We start from the raw sequence: 20,208 nt of genomic DNA, 5'->3' as shown, positions 1-20,208 counted from the left end.
GCCGCGCCTTTGATCGTCGCTGGTCAGCTACAGCGCCAACGCCTGGCAATGCCTCATTCGCAACACACAACAACAACTCCTGTGGAGACAAAAATGAACCTATCACTGCGTAAAGTAGCCCTGGCCGCCGGATGCCTGATGTTCGCCGGGCAGTTGCTCGCGGCTGATCCATCCAAAGAGCCCAAGCGCCCCGAGTGCATCGCCCCAGCCTCCCCCGGCGGTGGTTTCGACCTGACGTGCAAGCTGGTCCAAAGCGCGCTGCTCAACGAAAAACTACTGACCAAACCGATGCGCGTCACCTACATGCCCGGCGGTGTCGGCGCGGTGGCCTACAACGCGGTGGTTGCACAGCGCCCGGCCGATGCCGGCACACTGGTGGCCTGGTCCAGCGGCTCGTTGCTGAACCTGGCACAAGGCAAGTTCGGTCGCTTCGATGAAAGCGCAGTACGCTGGCTCGCTGCCGTGGGCACCAGCTATGGCGCCATCGCAGTGAAAAGCGACTCGCCCTACAAGACCCTCGATGACTTGGTCCAGGCGCTGAAGAAAGATCCCGGTTCCGTGGTGATCGGCTCCGGCGGCACCGTCGGCAGCCAGGACTGGATGCAGACTGCCTTGATTGCCAAGGCCGCCGGCATCAACCCTCGCGAACTGCGTTATGTGGCCCTCGAAGGCGGCGGCGAAATTGCCACTGCACTGCTCGGTGGTCACATCCAAGTGGGCAGTACCGACATCTCCGACTCCATGCCGCACATCCAGAGTGGCGACATGCGTCTGTTGGCGGTGTTCTCCGATAAACGCCTGGACGAGCCGGAAATGAAAGACATTCCGACCGCCAAGGAACAAGGCTACGACATCGTCTGGCCAGTGGTTCGTGGCTTCTACCTCGGGCCGAAGGTCAGCGATGAAGACTACGCCTGGTGGAAAAATGCCTTCGACAAACTGCTGGCTTCCGAAGAGTTCGCCAAGCTGCGTGACCAGCGCGAGTTGTTCCCGTTCGCCATGACCGGCCCGGAACTGGACACCTACGTGAAGAAGCAAGTGGCTGATTACAAGGTGCTGGCCAAAGAGTTCGGCCTGATCCAGTAACCGTCTCTGTTCTCGCGGCGGCGCTGGCTTTGTCGGCGCCGCCCAGGAGTTTGTCATGCTCACCATCCAACGTATTTTTGCCGCGGTGCTACTGCTGGTCTGTATCGGCCTGGCACTGATGGCTTGGCCCTATCAGGCCGCCTTTTCCTACGAACCGGTCGGTCCGCGCGCGTTCCCCTTGCTGTTGCTGGCGCTGATGGGGCTGGCGCTGCTGTACATGCTGTTTCGCCCTACGCCGGTCGTGCACAGCGAGGACGACCCGCAACTGGACCGTGAAACCCTGCAGAAGATTGGGATCTGCGTGGCACTGCTGCTGGTATTCGCCGGGACCTTCGAACCCCTGGGCTTCATCGTCGCGAGCATCCTGGTCGGTGTGCCGATGGCGCGCCTGTATGGCGGTCGCTGGGTTCCGAGCGCGGTGATCATCAGCCTGATGGCCATCGGTCTTTATCTGTTGTTCGACAAGCTGATGGACGTGCCGCTGCCCCTGGGCCTGCTCGACGTCCTGGAGAATTGATATGGATACCCTGAATTATCTAGGCCAGGGTTTTGGCGTTGCGCTGACGCCGTACAACCTCGTCACCGCGTTGAGCGGCACGCTGATCGGAACTGTGGTCGGCCTGCTGCCGGGCCTGGGCCCGATCAACGGCGTGGCGCTGCTGATCCCGATTGCCTTCGCACTGGGACTGCCGCCGGAGTCGGCGCTGATCCTGCTGGCGGCGGTGTACCTGGGTTGCGAATACGGCGGACGCATCAGCTCGATCCTGCTGAACATCCCCGGCGAAGCCTCCACGGTGATGACCACCCTCGACGGCTATCCGATGGCTCGTCAAGGCCTGGCCGGGGTGGCGTTGTCGCTGTCGGCGTGGAGTTCGTTCATCGGCGCGTTCATCGCCACCTGTGGCATGGTGCTGTTTGCCCCGCTGCTAGCCAAATGGGCAATTGCATTCGGGCCGGCGGAATACTTCGTCCTGATGGTGTTCGCCATTGTCTGCCTCGGCGGCATGGCCGGTGATCGACCGCTCAAGACGTTCATTGCAGCGCTGATCGGACTGTTCCTGTCTTGTGTCGGCATCGATGCCAACAGCGGCGTCTACCGCTTCACCGGTGACAACATCCATTTGACCGACGGTATCCAATTCGTCGTGCTGGTGCTGGGCCTGTTCTCCATCAGCGAAATCCTGTTGCTGCTGGAAAAAACCCATCGCGGCCAGGAAGCGGTGGAGGCCACCGGGCGAATGATGTTCAACTTCAAGGAAGCGGCCTCGGTCTTCTGGGTGAACATCCGTTGCGGCGTGCTCGGTTTCATCATGGGCGTATTGCCTGGCGCGGGCGCGACCCTGGCCAGTGCCGTGGCCTACATGACTGAAAAACGCATCGCCGGAACCAGTGGCACGTTCGGCCAAGGCGACAAGCGCGGCCTCGCGGCACCGGAAACCGCCATCGGCGGCGCAGCCTGCGGCGCACTCGTGCCGATGCTGACCCTCGGTGTTCCCGGCTCGGGTACCACGGCGGTGATGATCGGCGCGCTGTCGCTGTACAACATCACGCCCGGCCCGCTGCTGTTCCAGCAACAACCGGACATCGTCTGGGGCCTGATCGCGTCGTTGTTCGTCGCCAACATCATGCTGGTGATCCTCAACATCCCGATGATCCGTATCTTCACACGCATCCTGGCCGTGCCGAACTGGGCGCTGGTGCCGGTCATCGCGATCATCACCGGGATCGGTGTCTACGCGGTGCACGCCACCACGTTCGATCTGTTCCTGATGATCGGTATCGGCATCTTCGGCTACATCCTGCGCAAGTTTGATTTCCCGCTGTCGCCCGTCCTGCTGGGGTTCATCCTTGGTGGCCTGATGGAGCAGAACCTGCGCCGTGCGCTGTCGATCTCCAACGGTGCGCTGGAAATCCTCTGGTCGAGTCCGATCACCTTCGGTTGCTGGATCCTGACGGCGATCATGTTGTTCTTGCCACTGCTGCGCATCTGGCGTCGTCGCAGCGCCCAGCGTCGTGCCCTGGCCAATGTCTGAGGCGCCAACCTTCAGACAATGGTGGGGAACACCGCTGGTCGGTCTGGCCGGCGGTTATCTGGCCAGCCTGATCGGCTGGCCGTTGCCCTGGATGGTCGGCTCGCTGTTGGCGATCATCCTGGTGCGCTGCCTGACTCCCTGGCAACTGATGGAAATCCCCGGCGGCCGCAAATGCGGCCAATGGGTGGTGGGCATTGGTATCGGCCTGCACTTTACGCCGGTGGTGATGGAACAAGTCCTGAGCCACTTCGGCCTGATCTTCTTCGGCGCGCTGATCACCAGCGTGTCCAGCGTGGTGAGCGTGTGGCTGATGCGCCGCACCGGCGAAGACCGCGCCACCGCATTCTTCTCGAGCATGCCTGGCGGTTCCGGCGAAATGGTCAACCTCGGCGCTCGCAACGGCGCGGACCTCAGCCGTGTCGCAGCGGGTCAGAGCCTGCGGGTGCTGGTGGTGGTGCTGTGCGTGCCGGCCGCTTTCAAGTATCTGCTGGGCGAAGGCACTCCGCTACACCACGCCGCTACAGTGGATTGGTTGTGGCTGGCGATTCTGTTCCCGGCGGGCGCCCTGCTCGCCTGGATCTGGGAACGCTTGCGCCAACCCAACCCCTGGCTGTTCGGGCCGCTGCTGGTCAGCGCAGCGGTGAGCATCGGTTGGGACTTGCACATCGGCCTGCCCGAGGGTGGCAGCCAGATCGGCCAATGGCTGATCGGCAGCGGCCTGGGCTGTCATTTCAACCGACAGTTCTTCCGCCGGGCACCGTCGTTCATGGGTCGCACCTTGATCGGCACGGTGTTGACGATGCTCATCGCCACCCTCGCAGCCCTCGGACTGAGCACCCTGACCCATCTGGACTTGCGGTCGCTGACGCTCGGCATGATGCCCGGCGGCATCGCGGAGATGAGCCTGACGGCGGAAACGCTACAGTTGTCGGTGCCGTTGGTAACAGCATTGCAAGTCATGCGGCTGTTGTTCGTGCTGTTTCTGGCGGAGCCATTATTCAGGTATTGGACTCGCAAGCCCGATTCGGTCTGATCGTCCGACGGGCTTTTTCCGCCTGCCACTCAGACCGGCGGCAATCGCCAGTCGATCGGCTTCTCACCATTTTGTTCGAGAAACTTGTTGGTCCGGCTGAAATGCCCGCAGCCGATGAAGCCTCGATGGGCCGACAGCGGTGACGGGTGGACCGAGGTCAATACCAGGTGTTTGGTCGCATCGATCAGCTTCTGCTTGCTCTGCGCATGAGCGCCCCACAGCAGGAACACCGAGTGAGGCTGGTGCTCGCTGACCACCTCGATGACCTTATCGGTAAAGTGCTGCCAGCCTTTTTTGGCGTGGGCATTGGCGTTGGCGCGTTCCACGGTCAGGGTAGTGTTGAGCAGCAACACGCCTTGGTCAGCCCAATGCTGCAAATAGCCATGGTTGGGAATGTCGATGTTCAGGTCGCGCTTCAATTCCTTGTAGATGTTTACCAGCGACGGCGGTGTCGGCACGCCCGGCTGTACTGAAAAGCATAGGCCGTGGGCCTGGCCCGGACCGTGATACGGATCCTGGCCCAGTATCACCACCTTGACCTCGTCCAGCGGCGTGGAATTGAGCGCATTGAAGATCAGCGGGGCCGGTGGATAAATCTCCTTGCCCGCCGCATATTCCCCGCGCAGGAACTCGCGCAACTCGGTCATGTAGGGCTGGTCGAACTCGGCACGCAGTGCCTGCTTCCAGCTCGGTTCGAGTTTGATACGATCGTCGGCAGTCATGGTTGCACTCGAAAAAAACAATGGGCGCACCCTAGGAAAGCCTACAGGGCTTGTCAATTGATCTGACGCTGGTCCGGCACTTTCCCACACAGCGGTCATACTGATCATTCAATTTTCTGATCGAGGTCACGATGAATCTGCACTTCGAAGAACTCACCGGCATCAACGGAGCGCGCCTGGGCATCGCCACCCTGGACGCCGAGAAATCCTTGAACGCCCTGTCCCTGCCCATGATCAACGCCTTGCGCGATCGCCTCGACGCCTGGGCCAGAGAGCCGCAGGTGGTCTGTGTATTGCTGCGCGGCAACGGCGCCAAGGCCTTCTGCGCCGGCGGCGAGGTCCGTAGCCTGGTGGAAGCCTGCCGCGCCCAACCCGGCGAAGTGCCGCCACTGGCTGCGCAGTTTTTCGCAGCGGAATACCGGCTGGATTTCAACCTGCATACCTACCCCAAGCCTTTGTTGTGCTGGGGTCATGGCTATGTGCTTGGCGGCGGCATGGGTCTGCTGCAAGGCGCCAGTACGCGGATCGTCACGCCAAGCAGCCGCTTGGCCATGCCAGAAATCAGCATCGGCTTATATCCAGATGTAGGCGCCAGCTGGTTCCTGTCGCGCCTGCCCGGCAAGCTTGGCCTGTTCCTCGGCCTGACCGGCGCCCACATGAACGCCCGGGATGCGATTGACCTGGGCCTGGCCGACCGCTTTCTGCTTGATGAGCAACAGGACGATTTGATCGAGGGTCTCCTGCAGCTCAACTGGCAGGAGCAAACCGAGATGCAGCTCAACAGCCTGCTCAAGGCGCTGGAGCAGGAAGCCGTCGGTCAGTTACCGGATGCGCAATGGTTGCCGCGCCGGCAGAAAATCGACGAATGGCTGGACGTCAGTGATGTGCGCTGCGCCTGGAAAGCCCTCAGCTTGCTGCTGGACCATACGGATCCGCTGATCGCCCGGGCGGCCAAGACCATGACCGAAGGCTCGCCGCTGACGGCGCACCTGGTCTGGGAGCAGATCAGCCGCGCGCGCCATCTGTCGTTGGCTGGAGTGTTCCGCATGGAATACACCCTGAGCCTGAACTGCTGCCGTCATCCGGAATTCAGCGAAGGCGTACGGGCGCGGTTGATCGACAAGGATCACAAACCCCGCTGGCACTGGCCTGACATCAACCATGTGCCCGAAGCGGCAGTCGAGGCGCATTTCCACAAGGCATGGGAGGGGCGCCATCCATTGGCGGATTTATCCAACGAGTAAACGGCCGACCCGCAGCACACCCATCACTTCGCCTGATAGATGATCCCAGGGCTGCACTGAACCATCTGGTAATGATCCGGCAAGCCGTTCAATGCCTCGGACGCGCCAAGGAACAGATAGCCGCCCGGCTTCAGGGTGCTGTGGATACGCAGCAGGATGTCCTTTTTCACTTCAGCGGAGAAATAGATCAACACGTTGCGGCAGAACACGATGTCGAACTTGCCCAGGCTGGCGTAGCTGTCCAGCAGGTTGAACGAGCGGAACTCCACTCGGCTCTTGATGGGCGCCTTGACCACCCATTTGCCCGGCCCTTTCGGGTCGAAGTAACGTTGCAAGCGATCAGGCGACAGGCCACGGCCAATGGCCAGGCTGTCGTACTCGCCGGTCTTGCAATTGTTGAGCATGGTCCCCGACAGATCGGTGGCGACGATTTGTACGCCCATTTTCAACTGGCCGAGGTTCGTCCTCTCGAACTCGTCGATGGACATCGACAGCGAATAAGGCTCCTGCCCCGACGAACAGGCCGCCGACCAGATACGCAAGCGTTGGCCCGGGCTGGCCTTGATGGCCGCCGGCAAAACTCTGTTCTTCAATACTTCGAAGGGATAGGTGTCACGAAACCACAGGGTTTCGTTAGTGGTCATGGCGTCCACTACCATCTCGCGCAGACCGCTGCGCGGCTGGGTCTGGATACGCTGGACCAGTTCGCCCAATGATTTGATGCCCTGCTGTTCCATCAATTTATTGAGACGGCTAGACACCAGGTATTGCTTGTTTTCACCAAGCAATATGCCACAGGCTTTTTCCAGGAAGACCCGGAACTGTTCGAAATCCAAATTACCCGTAGACAAAATACCGCCTCTTTTCACTGTATTGACTTGCCGGGCGCACAACGCGCCCGACCTTTTAACCTGCTGACTTGATGCGTTCGACTACCCGGGAAGCTAGGTCATCGGGTCGGAACTTGGCCAGGAAATCATCGGCACCGACCTTCTTGACCATCGCCTGGTTGAACACCCCGGACAATGAAGTATGCAAGATGATGTGCAGCTTTTGCATACGCGGGTCGCTGCGGATCTCCGATGTCAGCGTGTACCCGTCCATCTCCGGCATCTCGATATCGGAGATCATCATCAGGAATTCTTCTTCCGGTTTCTTGCCTTCCTCGACCAGCTTGCGCAGGTAATCCAGCGCTTGCCGTCCGTCGTTCAGGGCGACCACTTCGACGCCGATCGTTTGTAGACAACGGGTGACCTGCTTGCGTGCCACCGATGAATCGTCGACGGTCAGCACACGCAGCGAAATCGCCTTGTGCTGGGTCTCTGCATCCACTACACCGACCGAAATCGCCTCTGGGGTCGGCGCCACTTCGGCGAGGATCTTCTCCACGTCGATGATTTCCACCAGCTGGTTGTCGACTCGCGTCACCGCCGTCAGGTAGTGGTCGCGGCCAGTGCCCTTGGGTGGCGGGTGGATCTCCTCCCAGTTCATGTTGACGATGCGCTCCACCGATCGCACCAGAAACCCTTGGGTCTTGGTGTTGTACTCGGTGATGATCACGAATGGGTTGCTCTGGTCCAGCAGCCGGCCGGAACCGGTTGCCATTGCCAGGTCGAGAATCGGGATGGTCGCTCCCCGGATATTCGCCACACCGCACACGACGGGACTGGACTTCGGCATCAACGTCAGCTTAGGGCATTGCAGCACTTCGCGGACCTTGAATACGTTGATCCCATACAGTTGTTGGCCATCGAGACGGAACAACAACAGCTCCAGGCGATTCTGACCGACCAGCTGTGTGCGCTGGTTTACCGAATCCATCACTCCCGCCATGCCCTGACTCCTACCTAACGCTAATGTGTCCGACGCGCATTCATCACTAAACGGCACGGGGCTTGCTATTGAACCGGCATGAACGCACAAACGACATTTTCTCGACGCCTGACCACTCACTGCCGCCACTGGCTCGGTGCGTTGCTGGCTGCCTGCCTGCTCGCTTCGGGCGGTCCTGCCCTCGGTGCTGCTGCGGTAACCTTGCCTGATCTCCTTATCGGCGTCACTCAGGGCTTTCTTGAGTTCACCGTAGAAGACTATCTGGCAACCAGTCAAACCGAAGGTCGTTACGAGATCGAAGTCAACCAGCTCGACCCGCGCATGCGGATGCCGATGTGCGACAAGGAATTGACTGCCTCGCTGGAGAGCCCAGCCAGGCCCCTGGGCCGCGTCACAGTGAAGGTTCGTTGTGACAGTGCCGCGCCCTGGACGGTGTTCGTGCCCGCTCAAGTGCGCCTGTTTCGGGAGATTGTCACCACCACTCGCCCGCTCAAGCGCGCCGGGATTGTCGAGCCTCAGGATGTGGTGCTGCGTGAACGTGATGTCAGCCAGATTACCCAGGGTTTCCTGACCTCCGTCGATCAGGCCATCGGGCAGAAACTTGTCCGACCAATGGTCACTGATCAGGTCGTTACCCTCGTGCACCTGGAACAAGCCGAAGTGGTCCGCAAGGGCGATCAGGTCGTGATCACCGCGCGCAGCGGCACCCTGGCCGTGCGGATGCCCGGCGAAGCCCTGTCCAACGGCGGCATGCGTGAACAGATTCGAGTGAAAAACCTCAACTCCCAGCGGGTCATCAAGGCGCAAGTGACCGCGCCGGGCCAAGTGGAAGTGGCTATGTAAGGAGGGTGACAGGCTGGCGCTTGACCTCGGTGTTCCCTAGACTGTGCCTACGCAAAGGCAAGCGCAGATGTGCGCACGTTCATTTGATAAATGAGCCTAAAGTTTATTTGGGAATGGCCGAAAACATGGCAAGCGTCCAAATACCCAGAGGTTTTTTACCATGGTCATCGATTTCAACCGTCTAAACAGCTCTTCGCCCACGACAGGCACCACCCGTACCAGCGCCAGCAAGGAAACCGTCGAAACCGACAAATCCAAGCCAGCCGAAAAAGCTTCTACTGTCAGCAACGGGGAGTCGGTACACCTCAGCAATGAGGCTCAGCAGTTGCAAAAGGTCACGGATAAGCTGCGCGATCAACCTGTCGTCGACAACGCCCGCGTGGCGCAGTTGAAAGCAGCAATCGCCGATGGCAGCTACCAAGTCGACAGCAACCGTGTAGCCAGCAAACTGCTCAATTTCGAAGCCCAGCGCTAGGCCGCCGCCTGCGCCAGGCTTTTGGACGCTTAAGACCCAAGGCCAGCCATGCACGACACTCATTTATTGCAACTGATCAACGACGACTTCGCTCCAGCGCAACAATTGCTGGAGCTGCTGCAGACCGAATCCCTGGCACTGCACGGTCGCGACATGCCCCTGCTGGAAAATATTCTGGCGCAGAAACAGGCATTGATCATTTTGCTCGATCAGCATGGCCGCAAGCGCAGCGAGATTCTCGCCAGCCTCAACCTGCCCGCCGACAATAGCGGCCTTGAGCAGTTGGCGAGTCAATCATCGATTGGCGATCAGCTGTTATCCCAGAGCGCAGCGCTCACTGACTTGCTCAGCCAGTGCCAGGCCGCCAACGCTCGAATCGGTCAATCCATCCAGATGCAGCAGGCCGCTACGGCCAACCAGTTGCGCATCCTCAATGGTGGCGAAATCCCTACGCTTTATGACGCTCGCGGTTCGACCGCAAAACTGGTCAAGCACCGCCCGCTCAGCCAGGCATGAAGGGAACGATGCCTGCGCACTATCAACGCGCGCTACATGCTGGCAAAATGCCGGCTCTTTGTAGTCGTATTTTGCCTGGAGATTGACCCACCGTGTTCAATGCCTCAAACGCGGATGATGCTCCGCAGCCACCGAAGGTCCTCAGCACCCCTCTGGAAATCTCCGGCAACCTGCGGATGCTGCAAGACAGCCATGACCCGTTGATCATCACCTTCCATGAGCGCAGCCAGCGTTTCCAGAGCTATCTGGTGGATGTCGACCGCGAAAGCAATACCCTGGCCCTGGATGAAATGATCCCCCGTGACGGCGAGCGTTTCCTGCTGGCGGGCGAGCCGTTTCGAGTCGAGGGTTTCCATGATGGCGTGCGCATCGCGTGGGAAGGCAACGGTGCGCTGACCATCCAGGAGTCCAAAGACGGACGCTGCTATCGCGGCGCCCTGCCTGATGAAGTGGTTTATCACCAACGTCGCAATGCCTTCCGCGCCGCCCTGAAACTGGCGCAGCTGGTGAACGTGGAGTTGGGGGGCGACAAGCTGAAGTCTCCGGTGAACGGCAAGTTGCTGGATATCTCCGCGACCGGCTGCAAGCTACGCTTCGATGGCGACATCACCGAACGGCTGCAACTGGGTCAAGTCTACGAGCGTTTTATCGCCGCCTTGCCTTTCGGCAACATGACCGCGCCGGTGGAACTGCGCTATCTGCATTTTGAAGAGCGGATCAATACTACTTTTGCCGGTGTTCGCTTTCACAATATCAGCGGCTTGGTACAGCGTCAGGTCGAGCGTTTCGTGTATCAATTGCAGCGTGAAGCCCGTCGGTTCGATAAAGACGATTTCTAATTTTCGCGGGCATGAAAAAACGGGCAATCCTTACGAGGGATTGCCCGTTTTTTTATGCCAGGCTCAAGGCCTTGCCCGAGTGAAATCGGAGGGTGGAGGTTCATCGTCGGCCCCTTCGATGACCGGCTCCAATTCCGGCTCGGGCTCGGGCTCGACGTCCGGATTGGGTGACGTCTGCATCTGCTCCTGCACAACCTGCTCGTCGACCCGCGGATCGAGGCACGCCACCAAAGGTGAACTGGTCATGTTGTCCGGCATGGCCACATGGTGCAGCGGCGCATCGTCGACCTGATGCAGATTGGTTACCGCTTTCGGCCGGATCCGCCACACCAGGATCAACGCAAACAAGGCGAAAAAGCCGTAGAGCATCTGGCTGCCATACAACTTCATCAGCACCCCGGCCACCAGCGGGCCAATACTGGCGCCAACGCCGTAGGTCACCAGCAACATGGCCGTCAGCGACACCCGACGATCACCTTCGACATGGTCGTTGGAGAACGCCACCGCTAATGGATACAGGCAAAACTGCACCAGGGAACAGAAGAACCCCGCCACGAACAACACTTCCAGCGGCACCTTCGGCAGGATCGCCAACGGCAGCGCGCACACCACCAGGATCAACGCGAAGCAGCGGATCAACAGCGCCCTGTCGTAACGATCCGATAGCCAGCCCAGCGGCCATTGCACCAGCAGCCCGGCAAAAATGCAGCTACCCATGAACAGACCGACCTGTTCTGTGCTCAAGCCCTGCTGAGAAGCGTACAGCGGCGCCAGGCCGTAGAAGGAGCCGACGATCAGCCCGGAGCCCAGGACCGTGGTCAACGATTGCGGCACGCGCTTGATAAAGAAACGCGGCTCCATCGGCGCCGGATGCAAGGGTGCCGGGTGAATCCGCTGGGTCAGCGCCACCGGCACCAGGCACAGGGCGAAGCACAACGCCACCAGCATCAGCAGTTCCAACCCAAGGGCCGGGTGCATGACCAGAATCAATTGCCCCAGCACCAGCCCCAGGTACGAGGCGATCATGTAGCCGCTGAACACCACCCCGCGCTGCTTGGCCTCGGCCTGCTCGTTGAGCCAACTCTCGATGACCATGTACTGGCACATCATGCCCAGGCCAACAATCATCCGCAGCACGATCCAGGCCGGCAGCCAATTTATCAGGCCGTGGCCCAATACCGCCGCGCCGACGATTCCGGCGCAGGCCGAATAGGCGCGAATATGCCCGACGCGGGCAATCAGTCGGTGACCGATCTTGCCGCCCAGCACCAGGCCGAAATAGTTGGCGGCCATCAGCGCACCGACCCATAGGCTGTCGACGTGGTCGGCGGCCAGGCGCAAGGCCAGGTAAGTACTCAGGAGGCCCGAGCCGATGAGCATCATCAGCGAGGAAAAATAAAGCGCTCGAAAAGGTTTCCAGATTTGGCGCATCGGCGTTCCGAGCGGCTCCTTGAGGTGAGTGAGGGCTATCTATTGAAGGTAGCCCGAATGCAACGGTTCGTTATGCCTGGGCCGCTAGGACACGGCGCTCCCAGGGAGTGATTTCGTCAAAGAAGCTGGTCAGTTCCATGGTCTTCGAAGCGATGTAACCTTCGATGAACTCGGCACCGAACAGTTCCTTCGCCAACTGGCTACGCTTGAGACGTTCGAGGGCCGCGTGCAAGGTACACGGCAGGGACAAATTATCCGGCACCTCGAATTCGCCTTGGGTCACAGCGCTCGGCTCAAGTTGGTTTTCGATGCCATGGAGGCCCGCCGCCAAGCTCGCGGCAATCGCCAGGTAAGGGTTGGCGTCGGCACCCGGCAAGCGGTTCTCGACCCGTCGGGCCTGCGGCGCACTGGCGGGGATGCGCAACCCGGCGGAACGATTATCATGGGACCAGCACGCGTTGTTTGGCGAGGCGAATGGATGGCACAACCGATGGTAGGAGTTCACGTTCGGTGCGAACAGCGCGGTGAAATCCGCCATGCCGGCCTGCTGCCCGCCAATGAAGTGCCGGAAAGCTGCCGTCGGCTCGCCCGCCTCGTCACTGAACACATTACGACCGCTGCCCAGTTCGACCACGCTCTGATGGATATGCATCGAGCTGCCCGGCGTATGGGCCAGGGGCTTGGCCATGCAGACCACGGTCAGGCCGTGCTTGAGGGCGACTTCCTTGAGCAGGTGCTTGAACAGGAACGTCTGGTCGGCGAGCAACAACGGATCGCCATGGAGCAGATTGATCTCGAACTGGCTCACGCCCATTTCATGCATGAAGGTATCGCGGGGCAATCCCAGCGCCGCCATGCATGCGTAGACTTCGTTGAAAAACGGGCGCAAGCCGTTGTTGGAACTCACGCTGAACGCGGACTGGCCGTCTTCGCGGCGGCCATCGAGCCCCACCGGCGGCAGGAATGGCTGGGTGGGGTCCGGATTGGGTGCGAACACGAAAAATTCCAACTCGGTAGCCACCACCGGCGCCAAGCCGCGGGCGGCATACCGGGCGATCACCGCTTTGAGCTGGCCACGTGTGGAGAGTCGCGAGCTTTCGCCGGTCAGCTCATCGGCGTCGCAAATAGCCAAGGCACGCGGCGACTGGCTCCACGGCAAGCGATGGACCTGCTTTGGATCAGCGACCAGCGCCAGGTCGCCATCGTCGCTACCGTAAAAACGCGACGGCGGATAACCGCCCATGATGCATTGCAGCAGCACGCCTCGCGCCATCTGCAACCGCCGGCCTTCCAAAAAGCCCTCGGCGGTCATTACCTTGCCCCTGGGCACGCCATTCAAATCCGGCGTGACACATTCAATCTCATCAATGCCGGTCAGTCGCTGCGCGAGTGAACGCTGGCCATCGGTCGTCATGACGCAATCCTTGTTATGTGCGAGCCGCGAACGGCAACCCGTACAAAATAGGCTCCAGCTGTTCGGAATATCAAGCGCCTGAAAACAATAAACACCGGCGCTTAGAAGACGATGCGCATCGCCGGCGCTATTGGCGCAACGGGCTCAAGGCAAGTAAAGCCTGAACACTCCGCCACCCAGCACACCGCCATTGGCAATCTCGGTACGCCCGCTCAAACCGCCACGCTGATGCAGCCCGGCAATTCTCGCCGCGAAATACAGGCCCAGCCCGGTGCTGCCACTGCTGTGGTTGATGCCCTGGACGTATTCGGCCTGACGCTCGATCATTTCGGGCGGATAACCTTCACCGTCGTCATTGATGGTCAGCACCAGTTGCCCGGCCTCATCGCTCACGCTGATCAACACGGTCTGCCGAGCGTGGCGAATGGCGTTGTTGATCATGTTATCGAGCACCGAAGCAATCAACTCGCGATCGAAGAAACCCAGCGGGCTCAGCGGATCGACTTCATAAGTGGCCATGATCCCGCGACTGCGGAACACGTCCTGATGGCCGGCCAGTTGCGCTTCGATGAAATCATCCAGCTCGTGATAGGCCGGATGCAGCGGCAACTGATTGACGCCGAGTTTGTACAACCCCAGCAGTTGCACCAGCAAGCCATTGAGATGGGCGAATTCGAACTCCATCACGCCCTGCTCCGACGTCTGCCGATCAGGTTCCGGCAAACGCTCGAGCCATTGCGTATGAGCCTGCATGAGCAAGGTCAGGGAGTTTTTCATGTCGTGCACGGTAGACGCGATCACCGTGGAAAAATCGAGCGCCTGTTCGCTGTCATTCATCGCCAAATGCCTTGCTTCGCAGTTTCTGATAACGCGCATGACGCGCATCGGTGTCGGGCATCATGCCCACCAGTTTCAGGCAGGCGCGGCATTCCTGCAGCAGCTCCGATTCCACGCTGGTATCGGTGCCGTGCAACAACGACTGCGCCATGTTCAGGGCAATACTGATGTTTTTGGGCTGCATCTTCAGGGCACGACGGAACAGCTCTCGCGCTTCAGGCAACGCGCCGGTCTTGTAGACGCGCACACCTTCGCGGTTCAGCTCGGCGGCGGCGTTGCCCTGGTTGAGGATGTTGGGGTCATCGGTGAGCTTGGCGATACCCTGCATCACGGCTGGGTCATCGCCATAAATTTCCGCGCAGTTCTTGAGCATCGACTCGCCGGCGCTGGTCTGCCCAAGCATCTGCAACTGCTTGGCAACCAGCAAAGCGGCTTCGGCGCTCATGAACTGTTCCATGCCGTCGAGACGCTGCAAGGCCTGCTCGGTCAGCTTCTCGGCGGTTTCGGCATCGTTGAGCAGCAGACTCGTGGCCTTCATCAAGCGGGCCCGAACCTGTAACCCCGGATCGCTGGGATTATCCTTCGCCACGGCGCTGAGCGTCGTGTTGATTTCCAGCCGGGTACGCGTGTCCAGGCCTTTCTCGCTACCCTTGCTGATCAACGCGTGGGCCAGGCCGAGATTGCTTTCCGGATCCTTGAAGCGCGACTGCGCACCCTGCCCGACCGCCTGGCGATAAGCTTTCGAGGCGGTCTCGTAGTCTTCATTGGTCATTGCCAGCTTGCCCAGCAACGATTGCCGGCGCACCGCCAGCGGTGACAAGCGAACCGCTTCTTCCAATACGTGTTGCGCCTGTTTCGTATCGCCTTCGGCCACCAGCACTTCAGCCATGCCGTCATATAAGGCCGGCATCATCGGGAATACTTTCAGAGCCTTCTGATAAACGTCCTTGGCCTGAAGGACCTGACCGCGCTTGAACAACAATTTTCCCAGGCCCGCGTACGCCCATGGCAATGGGCGGTCCGCAAGAATGGTGTTGTATAGGCGCTCCAGCGCTTCGTTCTGATTCAAGTCACGCAACGCATCGGCTCGATAGCGCAGGCACAACGGTCCGTAGCGCGGATCCTGCTTGCACAGCGCGATGCAGGCGTTGAGCACTTCCATCGGCTTGCCACGATCAAGGGCTTGCAGGATCGGTTTGAGCAGCGTCTTGCGCTGCTCCAGGCGCTCCAGGCGCTGGGCCAGGCCGGAACGATTGAACGGTTTGGTCAGGTACGCATCGGGCTCATGCTCCAGGGCACTGAGCACCATCGCCTGGCTGCTTTCGGCAGTCACCATGAGGAACACGCTTTCATGGCTGATGAGCTTTTCGACCATCAGGTCTTCCAGCACTTGCTGGCCATTCTTGCGGCCGTCGCCCAGGTGATAGTCCTGCAGAATAAAGTCATAGCGCTTTTGCGAGCACATGCGCAGCGCCACCTCACCGGTGTCGGCGGTATCCACGTCCTTGACGCCCAGCTCACGCAACATAGACCGGACGGAACTGCGGAAATCCGAGAAATCATCGACGATCAGAAAACTTTTTTGGTGGTACGCGAGCATCGAGGATGTCCAGGCAAATAAGAAGATGAACTCAACGGCAAAACGATGAAACACCGCCCCGCAACCCGGCGATGCGCGCAGAGGATAGACACTCGCAGCGCACATCGCGAGCCAATCCAGAACCTCGGGGCGTCACGAAAACCGGCTCATCGGGTTATCGGCAGCGATTGGCGTTCCGTTAAGGGGATCGAGAGAGACTTGCAGGGCGGGGCAGAAAATATGGTGTCCCAGGGCAGGTTCGAACTGCCAACCTTCCCCTTAGGAGGGGGATGCTCTATCCAATTGAGCTACTGAGACACAAGTCGACCGCGAGAAACGCGGTGCGTTGGACGGCGAGCATGTTAACGGCCAGCCCTGCGTTTGTCATGTCGTCCATGTTTTTTAAGTGTAGGCAAATGGTGCGGCTCGGTACGCGCAGCGACCGCGTCCCTGGAGAATTCGGCCGCCATTCATCCGCGCCAAAGCATCCCGGCCTAGTAAATCGGCCATTTGCCACTATCCTATAAAGAACAAGGACGGCAGAGGTTTCGCTCCGTACCGGTTATCCGCCCAACGGTATGGCACAACGACACGATGCAGTGGTCACAAATGCGGAACCTGTGTGTTTTTTCAAACCAGTCCGCATTTTTTGACGAAGGGTACTGGCATAACGCCTTTACGCGGATCAGAATTTGTCACAGAATTGGCGCCAATGATCTGGCAATTTTGAGGCATGATGCGGGCCTCTTAACAATTCAGGTTGAACATTTGGCTGCAGACCTTGTCCTATCGACATCCTGCGGCCAATCCCGAGAACCGCTCCCCTGAACTAACCGGTTAAATAAATATGCGCCCAATGAAACAGGCAATTTATTCCAGCCGTACGGCTGACAAGTTCGTCGTACGTCTGCCAGACGGAATGCGGGAACGCATTGCCGAGGTGGCTCGTAATCATCACCGCAGCATGAACTCCGAAATCATCGCGCGCCTAGAGCAAAGCCTGATTCAGGAAGGTGCCTTGGGTGAAGAGCTGAGCATGCGCCTGGACAGCCCGGAGCTGTCGTTGCATGAGCGCGAGTTGCTTCAACGCTTCCGACAACTCTCCCATCGCCAGCAAAACGCCCTCGTTTCGCTGATTGCCCACGACGTCGAAATGGCCGCAGACGCGTCCTGATCGCAGCCCAGACATTAAAGCCAGCCTTGTGCTGGCTTTTTTTTGCCTTGGATCCGGCATCTGATTGCAAAGTCATCGCCCAGAAAAAACCCGCCAATCAGGCGGGCTTCTTTTATGAGGTGCTCAGAGCAGGAAGATCGTCGCCAAACCCAAGAAGATAAAGAAACCGCCACTGTCCGTCACGGCGGTAATCATCACACTGGCCCCCATTGCCGGGTCGCGCCCCAGACGGGCCAAGGTCATCGGGATCAATACTCCCATCAGCGCGGCCAACAGCAGGTTGAGCGTCATCGCGGCAGTCATGACCACGCCAAGCGACCAGCTGCCATATAGCAGATACGCCACCACGCCGATCACCCCACCCCAGACCACGCCGTTGATCAAGGACACTGCCAATTCCTTGCGCATCAATCGCGAGGTATTGCCGGTGCTGACCTGGTCCAGCGCCATGGCGCGAACGATCATGGTAATGGTCTGGTTGCCGGAATTACCGCCGATACCGGCAACGATCGGCATCAACGCCGCGAGCGCCACCAGCTTCTCGATGGAGCCTTCGAACAGGCCGATGACGCGGGAAGCGACAAAAGCCGTAATCAGATTGACCGCCAGCCAGGCCCAACGGTTACGCAGGGATTTCCAGACCGAGGCGAAAATATCTTCTTCTTCGCGCAGACCGGCCATGCTGAGGACTTCGCTTTCGCTTTCCTCACGGATCAGGTCAACCATTTCATCGATGGTGAGACGGCCGATCAGCTTGCCGTTCTTGTCCACCACCGGCGCGGAAATCAAGTCATAACGCTCGAACGCCTGGGCGGCATCGTAGCCATTTTCGTCCGGGTGGAAACTCACCGGATCGCTGGCCATGACCTCGGCCACTTGCTTCTCTGGATCATTGACGAGCAAGCGCTTGATGGGCAGCACGCCCTTGAGCACGCCGTCGTAATCGACCACGAAGAGTTTATCGGTATGCCCCGGCAGCTCCTTGAGGCGACGCAGGTAGCGCAAGACCACTTCAAGGCTGACGTCTTCGCGGATGGTCACCATCTCGAAGTCCATCAGCGCACCGACCTGCTCCTCGTCGTAGGACAACGCCGAGCGCACACGCTCACGCTGCTGGCCATCGAGGGCTTCCATCAGCTCATGGACAACGTCGCGCGGCAGTTCGGGGGCAAGGTCGGCGAGTTCGTCGGCGTCCATCTCCTTCGCGGCAGCCAGCAACTCGTGATCATCCATGTCGGCGATCAGGGTCTCACGGACCGAGTCGGACACTTCGAGCAGAATGTCACCGTCGCGATCAGCCTGGACCAGTTGCCAGACCGTCAGACGCTCTTCCAGTGGCAAGGCTTCAAGGATGTAGGCGACGTCGGCCGAGTGCAGGTCATCGAGCTTGCGCTGCAACTCGACGAGATTCTGCCGGTGGACCAGGTTCCCGACCCGGTCGGAGTGAGGGCCTTCCTGGCGATGCGTCAGGTCTTCGACGACCCGCTGGCGATGCAGCAGCTCAACGACTTGAGCGAGGCGATCCTGAAGGCTTTCCTGCGTTTTTTTTACTTCTACTTCGGTCATAGGCGAACTCCACTCCCAGCAGTGGAACACGCCGGAAGGATCAATCAGTCAGTTCATGATTGGCAAAACGGGATATTGAGTAACTACTGGGTAAGTCCATGAAGATATTCCAAAGCCCCGGCGGGGCTGACGGGCGCAATCATACACCGCTTGAAGCTGTAAAACGTTAAAAAATCATGGCAAGAACAAGCGCTTGCGAGACAAACCTGGACACAGGCTGAACCTCTGCATTTACGACGACTTATCTTGAAAAGAAAACACATGCCTAGGCAGAAACCCAGCGGCTACCCTTTGATTTCAACGTCAAGGAGGACGCCAGGATGATGTCGCCAAGTCACTGTCTGTTTTTGCTCGCCGCCCTGCCCTGTATGCCTTTATGGGCTACCGGGCAAACCGTGCACCGCTGCGAAAACGTCGCTGGGCAGGTTACGTTTACGAGTTTGAGTTGCGAAGCAGGCGAGACCCTGTCGCTGCAGCAGATTCATTCGTTCACGCCGAGCCACGCCGAGCCGATGCTGCCCGAAGCGGAACCCCGTCAAACATCCAGCAACAAAACCAGGCGCAAGGAACCGACTATTGTTGGCCAGTTCGAAGACAACTGCGGGAATCTGATCAACGCCGGCCAGCGCCGCGAAGCCATCATCAACCAACGCATCATCGCCGGCATGAGCCAGCAGGACGTCATCAGCGCGCTGGGCAAGCCCGACACGATCAAGATTCGGAATTCGAGTACGCGGTATACCTACAAAGCGAAGAAAGGCCGCAGTGCAGAAGTTGTATTCGATGAGAAAGGCTGTGTAAAAGGCGAATCGTAGACAGCAAAAAGCCCGCATTGAATGCGGGCTCTTTGGTGTTTGGTGCACTCGACAGGATTCGAACCTGTGACCGCTCGGTTCGTAGCCGAGTACTCTATCCAGCTGAGCTACGAGTGCAGATTGTGGTTTTATACCAGATCACAACTGGTTGAAGCCAAGTTATTTGCATTGCTGCAAGCAACTCTTAAATGGTGCACTCGACAGGATTCGAACCTGTGACCGCTCGGTTCGTAGCCGAGTACTCTATCCAGCTGAGCTACGAGTGCATTTGTTGCCGCGCATTATAGGTCGCCGAATCTTTTTGTAAAGCGCTTTTTTCAGTAATTTCAATCACTTACCGATCAAGCCAGACTACAGCGCACTAAACGAATAATGGCGGAGAACGGGGGATTCGAACCCCCGACACCCTTTTGAGGTGTACTCCCTTAGCAGGGGAGCGCCTTCGGCCACTCGGCCAGCTCTCCGCAACACGGGGCGTATATTAACCACCTTCATCCCCGTTTGCAAACATAAAAATCGATAAAAATTAATGGCTTGGTTCGTCGTCCTTCTCTTTCTTGATACGCAGGTAAATTTCCTCCCGATGCACAGCGACCTCTTTCGGTGCGTTGACGCCGATACGTACTTGGTTTCCTTTGACGCCGAGCACGGTCACGGTGATTTCGCCATCGCCAATAATCAGGCTTTCTGCGCACCGACGAGTCAGAATCAGCATACCTTTCTCCTCACCCAATTCAGTTCAGGGACAACAATCTGCAAAAAAGGCAT

At 59.1% G+C, this 20,208-nt stretch carries 20 protein-coding genes and 4 tRNA genes; 11 read left to right on the top strand and 13 right to left on the bottom strand.

The features are described 5' to 3' along the window. Positions 1 to 93 precede the first annotated feature (93 nt). The 4 genes from HU762_RS09775 to HU762_RS09760 are packed head-to-tail and all read left to right on the top strand — an operon-like array spanning position 94 to position 4,152. Positions 94 to 1,086 carry a tripartite tricarboxylate transporter substrate binding protein gene (locus HU762_RS09775; protein WP_186635950.1) on the top strand — a complete coding sequence of 331 codons (993 nt, stop codon included), beginning with the start codon at positions 94 to 96 and terminating at the stop codon, positions 1,084 to 1,086. A 55-nt stretch (positions 1,087 to 1,141) separates the two neighbouring features. Next, entirely contained in the window at positions 1,142 to 1,603 is a 462-nt protein-coding gene (locus HU762_RS09770) for a tripartite tricarboxylate transporter TctB family protein (protein WP_186635947.1), read from the top strand. A gap of 1 nt (position 1,604) precedes the next feature. After that, entirely contained in the window at positions 1,605 to 3,119 is a 1,515-nt protein-coding gene (locus HU762_RS09765; RefSeq protein ID WP_186635944.1) for a tripartite tricarboxylate transporter permease, read from the top strand. Continuing rightward, on the top strand, positions 3,112 to 4,152 hold the full coding sequence (locus HU762_RS09760) for an AbrB family transcriptional regulator (RefSeq protein WP_186635941.1): 1,041 nt from the start codon (positions 3,112 to 3,114) through the stop codon (positions 4,150 to 4,152). The genes HU762_RS09765 and HU762_RS09760 overlap by 8 nt, the downstream gene beginning before the upstream one ends. A gap of 29 nt (positions 4,153 to 4,181) precedes the next feature. Here HU762_RS09760 and ung read toward each other — a convergent pair whose 3' ends face one another. Next, complete coding sequence (gene ung / locus HU762_RS09755; RefSeq protein WP_186635938.1) at positions 4,182 to 4,874, bottom strand: uracil-DNA glycosylase; 693 nt, start codon at positions 4,872 to 4,874, stop codon at positions 4,182 to 4,184. A gap of 131 nt (positions 4,875 to 5,005) precedes the next feature. On the opposite strand from ung, the gene HU762_RS09750 reads away from it, so the two are divergent. Next, positions 5,006 to 6,118, top strand: coding sequence for an enoyl-CoA hydratase/isomerase family protein (locus HU762_RS09750; RefSeq protein ID WP_186635935.1), 1,113 nt, complete (start codon positions 5,006 to 5,008; stop codon positions 6,116 to 6,118). A 23-nt stretch (positions 6,119 to 6,141) separates the two neighbouring features. Here HU762_RS09750 and cheR read toward each other — a convergent pair whose 3' ends face one another. Continuing rightward, entirely contained in the window at positions 6,142 to 6,969 is an 828-nt protein-coding gene (gene cheR / locus HU762_RS09745) for a protein-glutamate O-methyltransferase CheR (RefSeq protein WP_186635932.1), read from the bottom strand. Positions 6,970 to 7,024: 55 nt separating this feature from the next. Beyond that, positions 7,025 to 7,951, bottom strand: coding sequence for a chemotaxis protein CheV (locus HU762_RS09740; RefSeq protein WP_186612250.1), 927 nt, complete (start codon positions 7,949 to 7,951; stop codon positions 7,025 to 7,027). A gap of 78 nt (positions 7,952 to 8,029) precedes the next feature. Here HU762_RS09740 and flgA point away from each other — a divergent pair, with 78 nt between their 5' ends. The 4 genes from flgA to HU762_RS09720 all read left to right on the top strand — a co-directional run bounded on the left by flgA (position 8,030) and on the right by HU762_RS09720 (position 10,624). Continuing rightward, entirely contained in the window at positions 8,030 to 8,794 is a 765-nt protein-coding gene (gene flgA, locus HU762_RS09735) for a flagellar basal body P-ring formation chaperone FlgA (protein WP_186635929.1), read from the top strand. Between the two features lie 160 nt (positions 8,795 to 8,954). Then, positions 8,955 to 9,269 carry a flagellar biosynthesis anti-sigma factor FlgM gene (gene flgM, locus HU762_RS09730; RefSeq protein ID WP_186635927.1) on the top strand — a complete coding sequence of 105 codons (315 nt, stop codon included), beginning with the start codon at positions 8,955 to 8,957 and terminating at the stop codon, positions 9,267 to 9,269. A 48-nt stretch (positions 9,270 to 9,317) separates the two neighbouring features. Continuing rightward, entirely contained in the window at positions 9,318 to 9,785 is a 468-nt protein-coding gene (locus HU762_RS09725) for a flagellar protein FlgN (RefSeq protein ID WP_186635924.1), read from the top strand. Between the two features lie 92 nt (positions 9,786 to 9,877). Beyond that, positions 9,878 to 10,624, top strand: coding sequence for a flagellar brake protein (locus HU762_RS09720; RefSeq protein WP_186635921.1), 747 nt, complete (start codon positions 9,878 to 9,880; stop codon positions 10,622 to 10,624). A gap of 63 nt (positions 10,625 to 10,687) precedes the next feature. On the opposite strand, the gene HU762_RS09715 is transcribed toward HU762_RS09720, so the two are convergent. From HU762_RS09715 to HU762_RS09695, 5 genes are all read right to left on the bottom strand, one after another. Then, positions 10,688 to 12,055, bottom strand: coding sequence for an MFS transporter (locus tag HU762_RS09715; RefSeq protein WP_186635918.1), 1,368 nt, complete (start codon positions 12,053 to 12,055; stop codon positions 10,688 to 10,690). A gap of 70 nt (positions 12,056 to 12,125) precedes the next feature. After that, the gene (locus HU762_RS09710; protein ID WP_186636279.1) at positions 12,126 to 13,367 is read right to left on the bottom strand and encodes a glutamine synthetase family protein; all 1,242 of its coding nucleotides are present in this window, start codon (positions 13,365 to 13,367) and stop codon (positions 12,126 to 12,128) included. A gap of 246 nt (positions 13,368 to 13,613) precedes the next feature. After that, positions 13,614 to 14,306 (bottom strand): HAMP domain-containing sensor histidine kinase, encoded by a 693-nt coding sequence (locus HU762_RS09705; RefSeq protein ID WP_186635915.1) that lies wholly within the window; start codon positions 14,304 to 14,306, stop codon positions 13,614 to 13,616. After that, positions 14,299 to 15,906: a tetratricopeptide repeat-containing response regulator gene (locus HU762_RS09700; RefSeq protein ID WP_186635912.1), complete on the bottom strand. Its 1,608-nt coding sequence runs from the start codon at positions 15,904 to 15,906 to the stop codon at positions 14,299 to 14,301. Before HU762_RS09700 ends, HU762_RS09705 begins: the two co-directional genes overlap by 8 nt. 220 nt (positions 15,907 to 16,126) lie before the next feature. Continuing rightward, a tRNA-Arg gene (locus HU762_RS09695) sits at positions 16,127 to 16,203 on the bottom strand. A gap of 529 nt (positions 16,204 to 16,732) precedes the next feature. Here HU762_RS09695 and HU762_RS09690 point away from each other — a divergent pair. After that, entirely contained in the window at positions 16,733 to 17,059 is a 327-nt protein-coding gene (locus HU762_RS09690) for an Arc family DNA-binding protein (RefSeq protein WP_186635909.1), read from the top strand. Positions 17,060 to 17,182: 123 nt separating this feature from the next. On the opposite strand, the gene mgtE is transcribed toward HU762_RS09690, so the two are convergent. Beyond that, a complete protein-coding gene (mgtE, locus tag HU762_RS09685) occupies positions 17,183 to 18,625 on the bottom strand; it encodes a magnesium transporter (RefSeq protein ID WP_186635906.1) in 1,443 nt (480 codons plus the stop codon). A 323-nt stretch (positions 18,626 to 18,948) separates the two neighbouring features. Between mgtE and HU762_RS09680 the strand changes: the two genes are divergently transcribed. Further along, complete coding sequence (locus tag HU762_RS09680; RefSeq protein ID WP_186636276.1) at positions 18,949 to 19,440, top strand: cell envelope protein SmpA; 492 nt, start codon at positions 18,949 to 18,951, stop codon at positions 19,438 to 19,440. A 40-nt stretch (positions 19,441 to 19,480) separates the two neighbouring features. Here HU762_RS09680 and HU762_RS09675 read toward each other — a convergent pair. The 4 genes from HU762_RS09675 to csrA all read right to left on the bottom strand — a co-directional run bounded on the left by HU762_RS09675 (position 19,481) and on the right by csrA (position 20,155). Next, a tRNA-Arg gene (locus tag HU762_RS09675) sits at positions 19,481 to 19,557 on the bottom strand. A 72-nt stretch (positions 19,558 to 19,629) separates the two neighbouring features. Beyond that, a tRNA-Arg gene (locus HU762_RS09670) sits at positions 19,630 to 19,706 on the bottom strand. 107 nt (positions 19,707 to 19,813) lie between these two features. Further along, a tRNA-Ser gene (locus tag HU762_RS09665) sits at positions 19,814 to 19,904 on the bottom strand. Between the two features lie 62 nt (positions 19,905 to 19,966). Further along, positions 19,967 to 20,155, bottom strand: a complete 189-nt coding sequence (csrA, locus tag HU762_RS09660; protein ID WP_003178872.1) for a carbon storage regulator CsrA — start codon at positions 20,153 to 20,155, stop codon at positions 19,967 to 19,969. Between the last annotated feature and the right edge of the window lie 53 nt (positions 20,156 to 20,208).

This window comes from Pseudomonas sp. SWRI92 (assembly GCF_014268685.1).
GTDB lineage: Bacteria > Pseudomonadota > Gammaproteobacteria > Pseudomonadales > Pseudomonadaceae > Aquipseudomonas > Aquipseudomonas marvdashtae.
The sequence above is the reverse complement of the archived record's forward strand: the minus strand, read 5'-3'. Positions and strand labels throughout refer to the sequence as shown.

What these genes read in the sequence shown, in the direction of transcription:
- HU762_RS09775 (WP_186635950.1), top strand. Translation starts at nt 94, where the DNA reads ATGAACCTATCACTGCGTAAAGTAGCCCTGGCCGCCGGATGCCTGATG.
- HU762_RS09770 (WP_186635947.1), top strand. Translation starts at nt 1,142, where the DNA reads ATGCTCACCATCCAACGTATTTTTGCCGCGGTGCTACTGCTGGTCTGT.
- HU762_RS09765 (WP_186635944.1), top strand. Translation starts at nt 1,605, where the DNA reads ATGGATACCCTGAATTATCTAGGCCAGGGTTTTGGCGTTGCGCTGACG.
- HU762_RS09760 (WP_186635941.1), top strand. Translation starts at nt 3,112, where the DNA reads ATGTCTGAGGCGCCAACCTTCAGACAATGGTGGGGAACACCGCTGGTC.
- ung (WP_186635938.1), bottom strand. Translation starts at nt 4,874, where the DNA reads ATGACTGCCGACGATCGTATCAAACTCGAACCGAGCTGGAAGCAGGCA.
- HU762_RS09750 (WP_186635935.1), top strand. Translation starts at nt 5,006, where the DNA reads ATGAATCTGCACTTCGAAGAACTCACCGGCATCAACGGAGCGCGCCTG.
- HU762_RS09740 (WP_186612250.1), bottom strand. Translation starts at nt 7,951, where the DNA reads ATGGCGGGAGTGATGGATTCGGTAAACCAGCGCACACAGCTGGTCGGT.
- flgA (WP_186635929.1), top strand. Translation starts at nt 8,030, where the DNA reads ATGAACGCACAAACGACATTTTCTCGACGCCTGACCACTCACTGCCGC.
- flgM (WP_186635927.1), top strand. Translation starts at nt 8,955, where the DNA reads ATGGTCATCGATTTCAACCGTCTAAACAGCTCTTCGCCCACGACAGGC.
- HU762_RS09725 (WP_186635924.1), top strand. Translation starts at nt 9,318, where the DNA reads ATGCACGACACTCATTTATTGCAACTGATCAACGACGACTTCGCTCCA.
- HU762_RS09715 (WP_186635918.1), bottom strand. Translation starts at nt 12,055, where the DNA reads ATGCGCCAAATCTGGAAACCTTTTCGAGCGCTTTATTTTTCCTCGCTG.
- HU762_RS09710 (WP_186636279.1), bottom strand. Translation starts at nt 13,367, where the DNA reads ATGACCGCCGAGGGCTTTTTGGAAGGCCGGCGGTTGCAGATGGCGCGA.
- HU762_RS09705 (WP_186635915.1), bottom strand. Translation starts at nt 14,306, where the DNA reads ATGAATGACAGCGAACAGGCGCTCGATTTTTCCACGGTGATCGCGTCT.
- HU762_RS09700 (WP_186635912.1), bottom strand. Translation starts at nt 15,906, where the DNA reads ATGCTCGCGTACCACCAAAAAAGTTTTCTGATCGTCGATGATTTCTCG.
- HU762_RS09690 (WP_186635909.1), top strand. Translation starts at nt 16,733, where the DNA reads ATGCGCCCAATGAAACAGGCAATTTATTCCAGCCGTACGGCTGACAAG.
- mgtE (WP_186635906.1), bottom strand. Translation starts at nt 18,625, where the DNA reads ATGACCGAAGTAGAAGTAAAAAAAACGCAGGAAAGCCTTCAGGATCGC.
- HU762_RS09680 (WP_186636276.1), top strand. Translation starts at nt 18,949, where the DNA reads ATGTCGCCAAGTCACTGTCTGTTTTTGCTCGCCGCCCTGCCCTGTATG.
- csrA (WP_003178872.1), bottom strand. Translation starts at nt 20,155, where the DNA reads ATGCTGATTCTGACTCGTCGGTGCGCAGAAAGCCTGATTATTGGCGAT.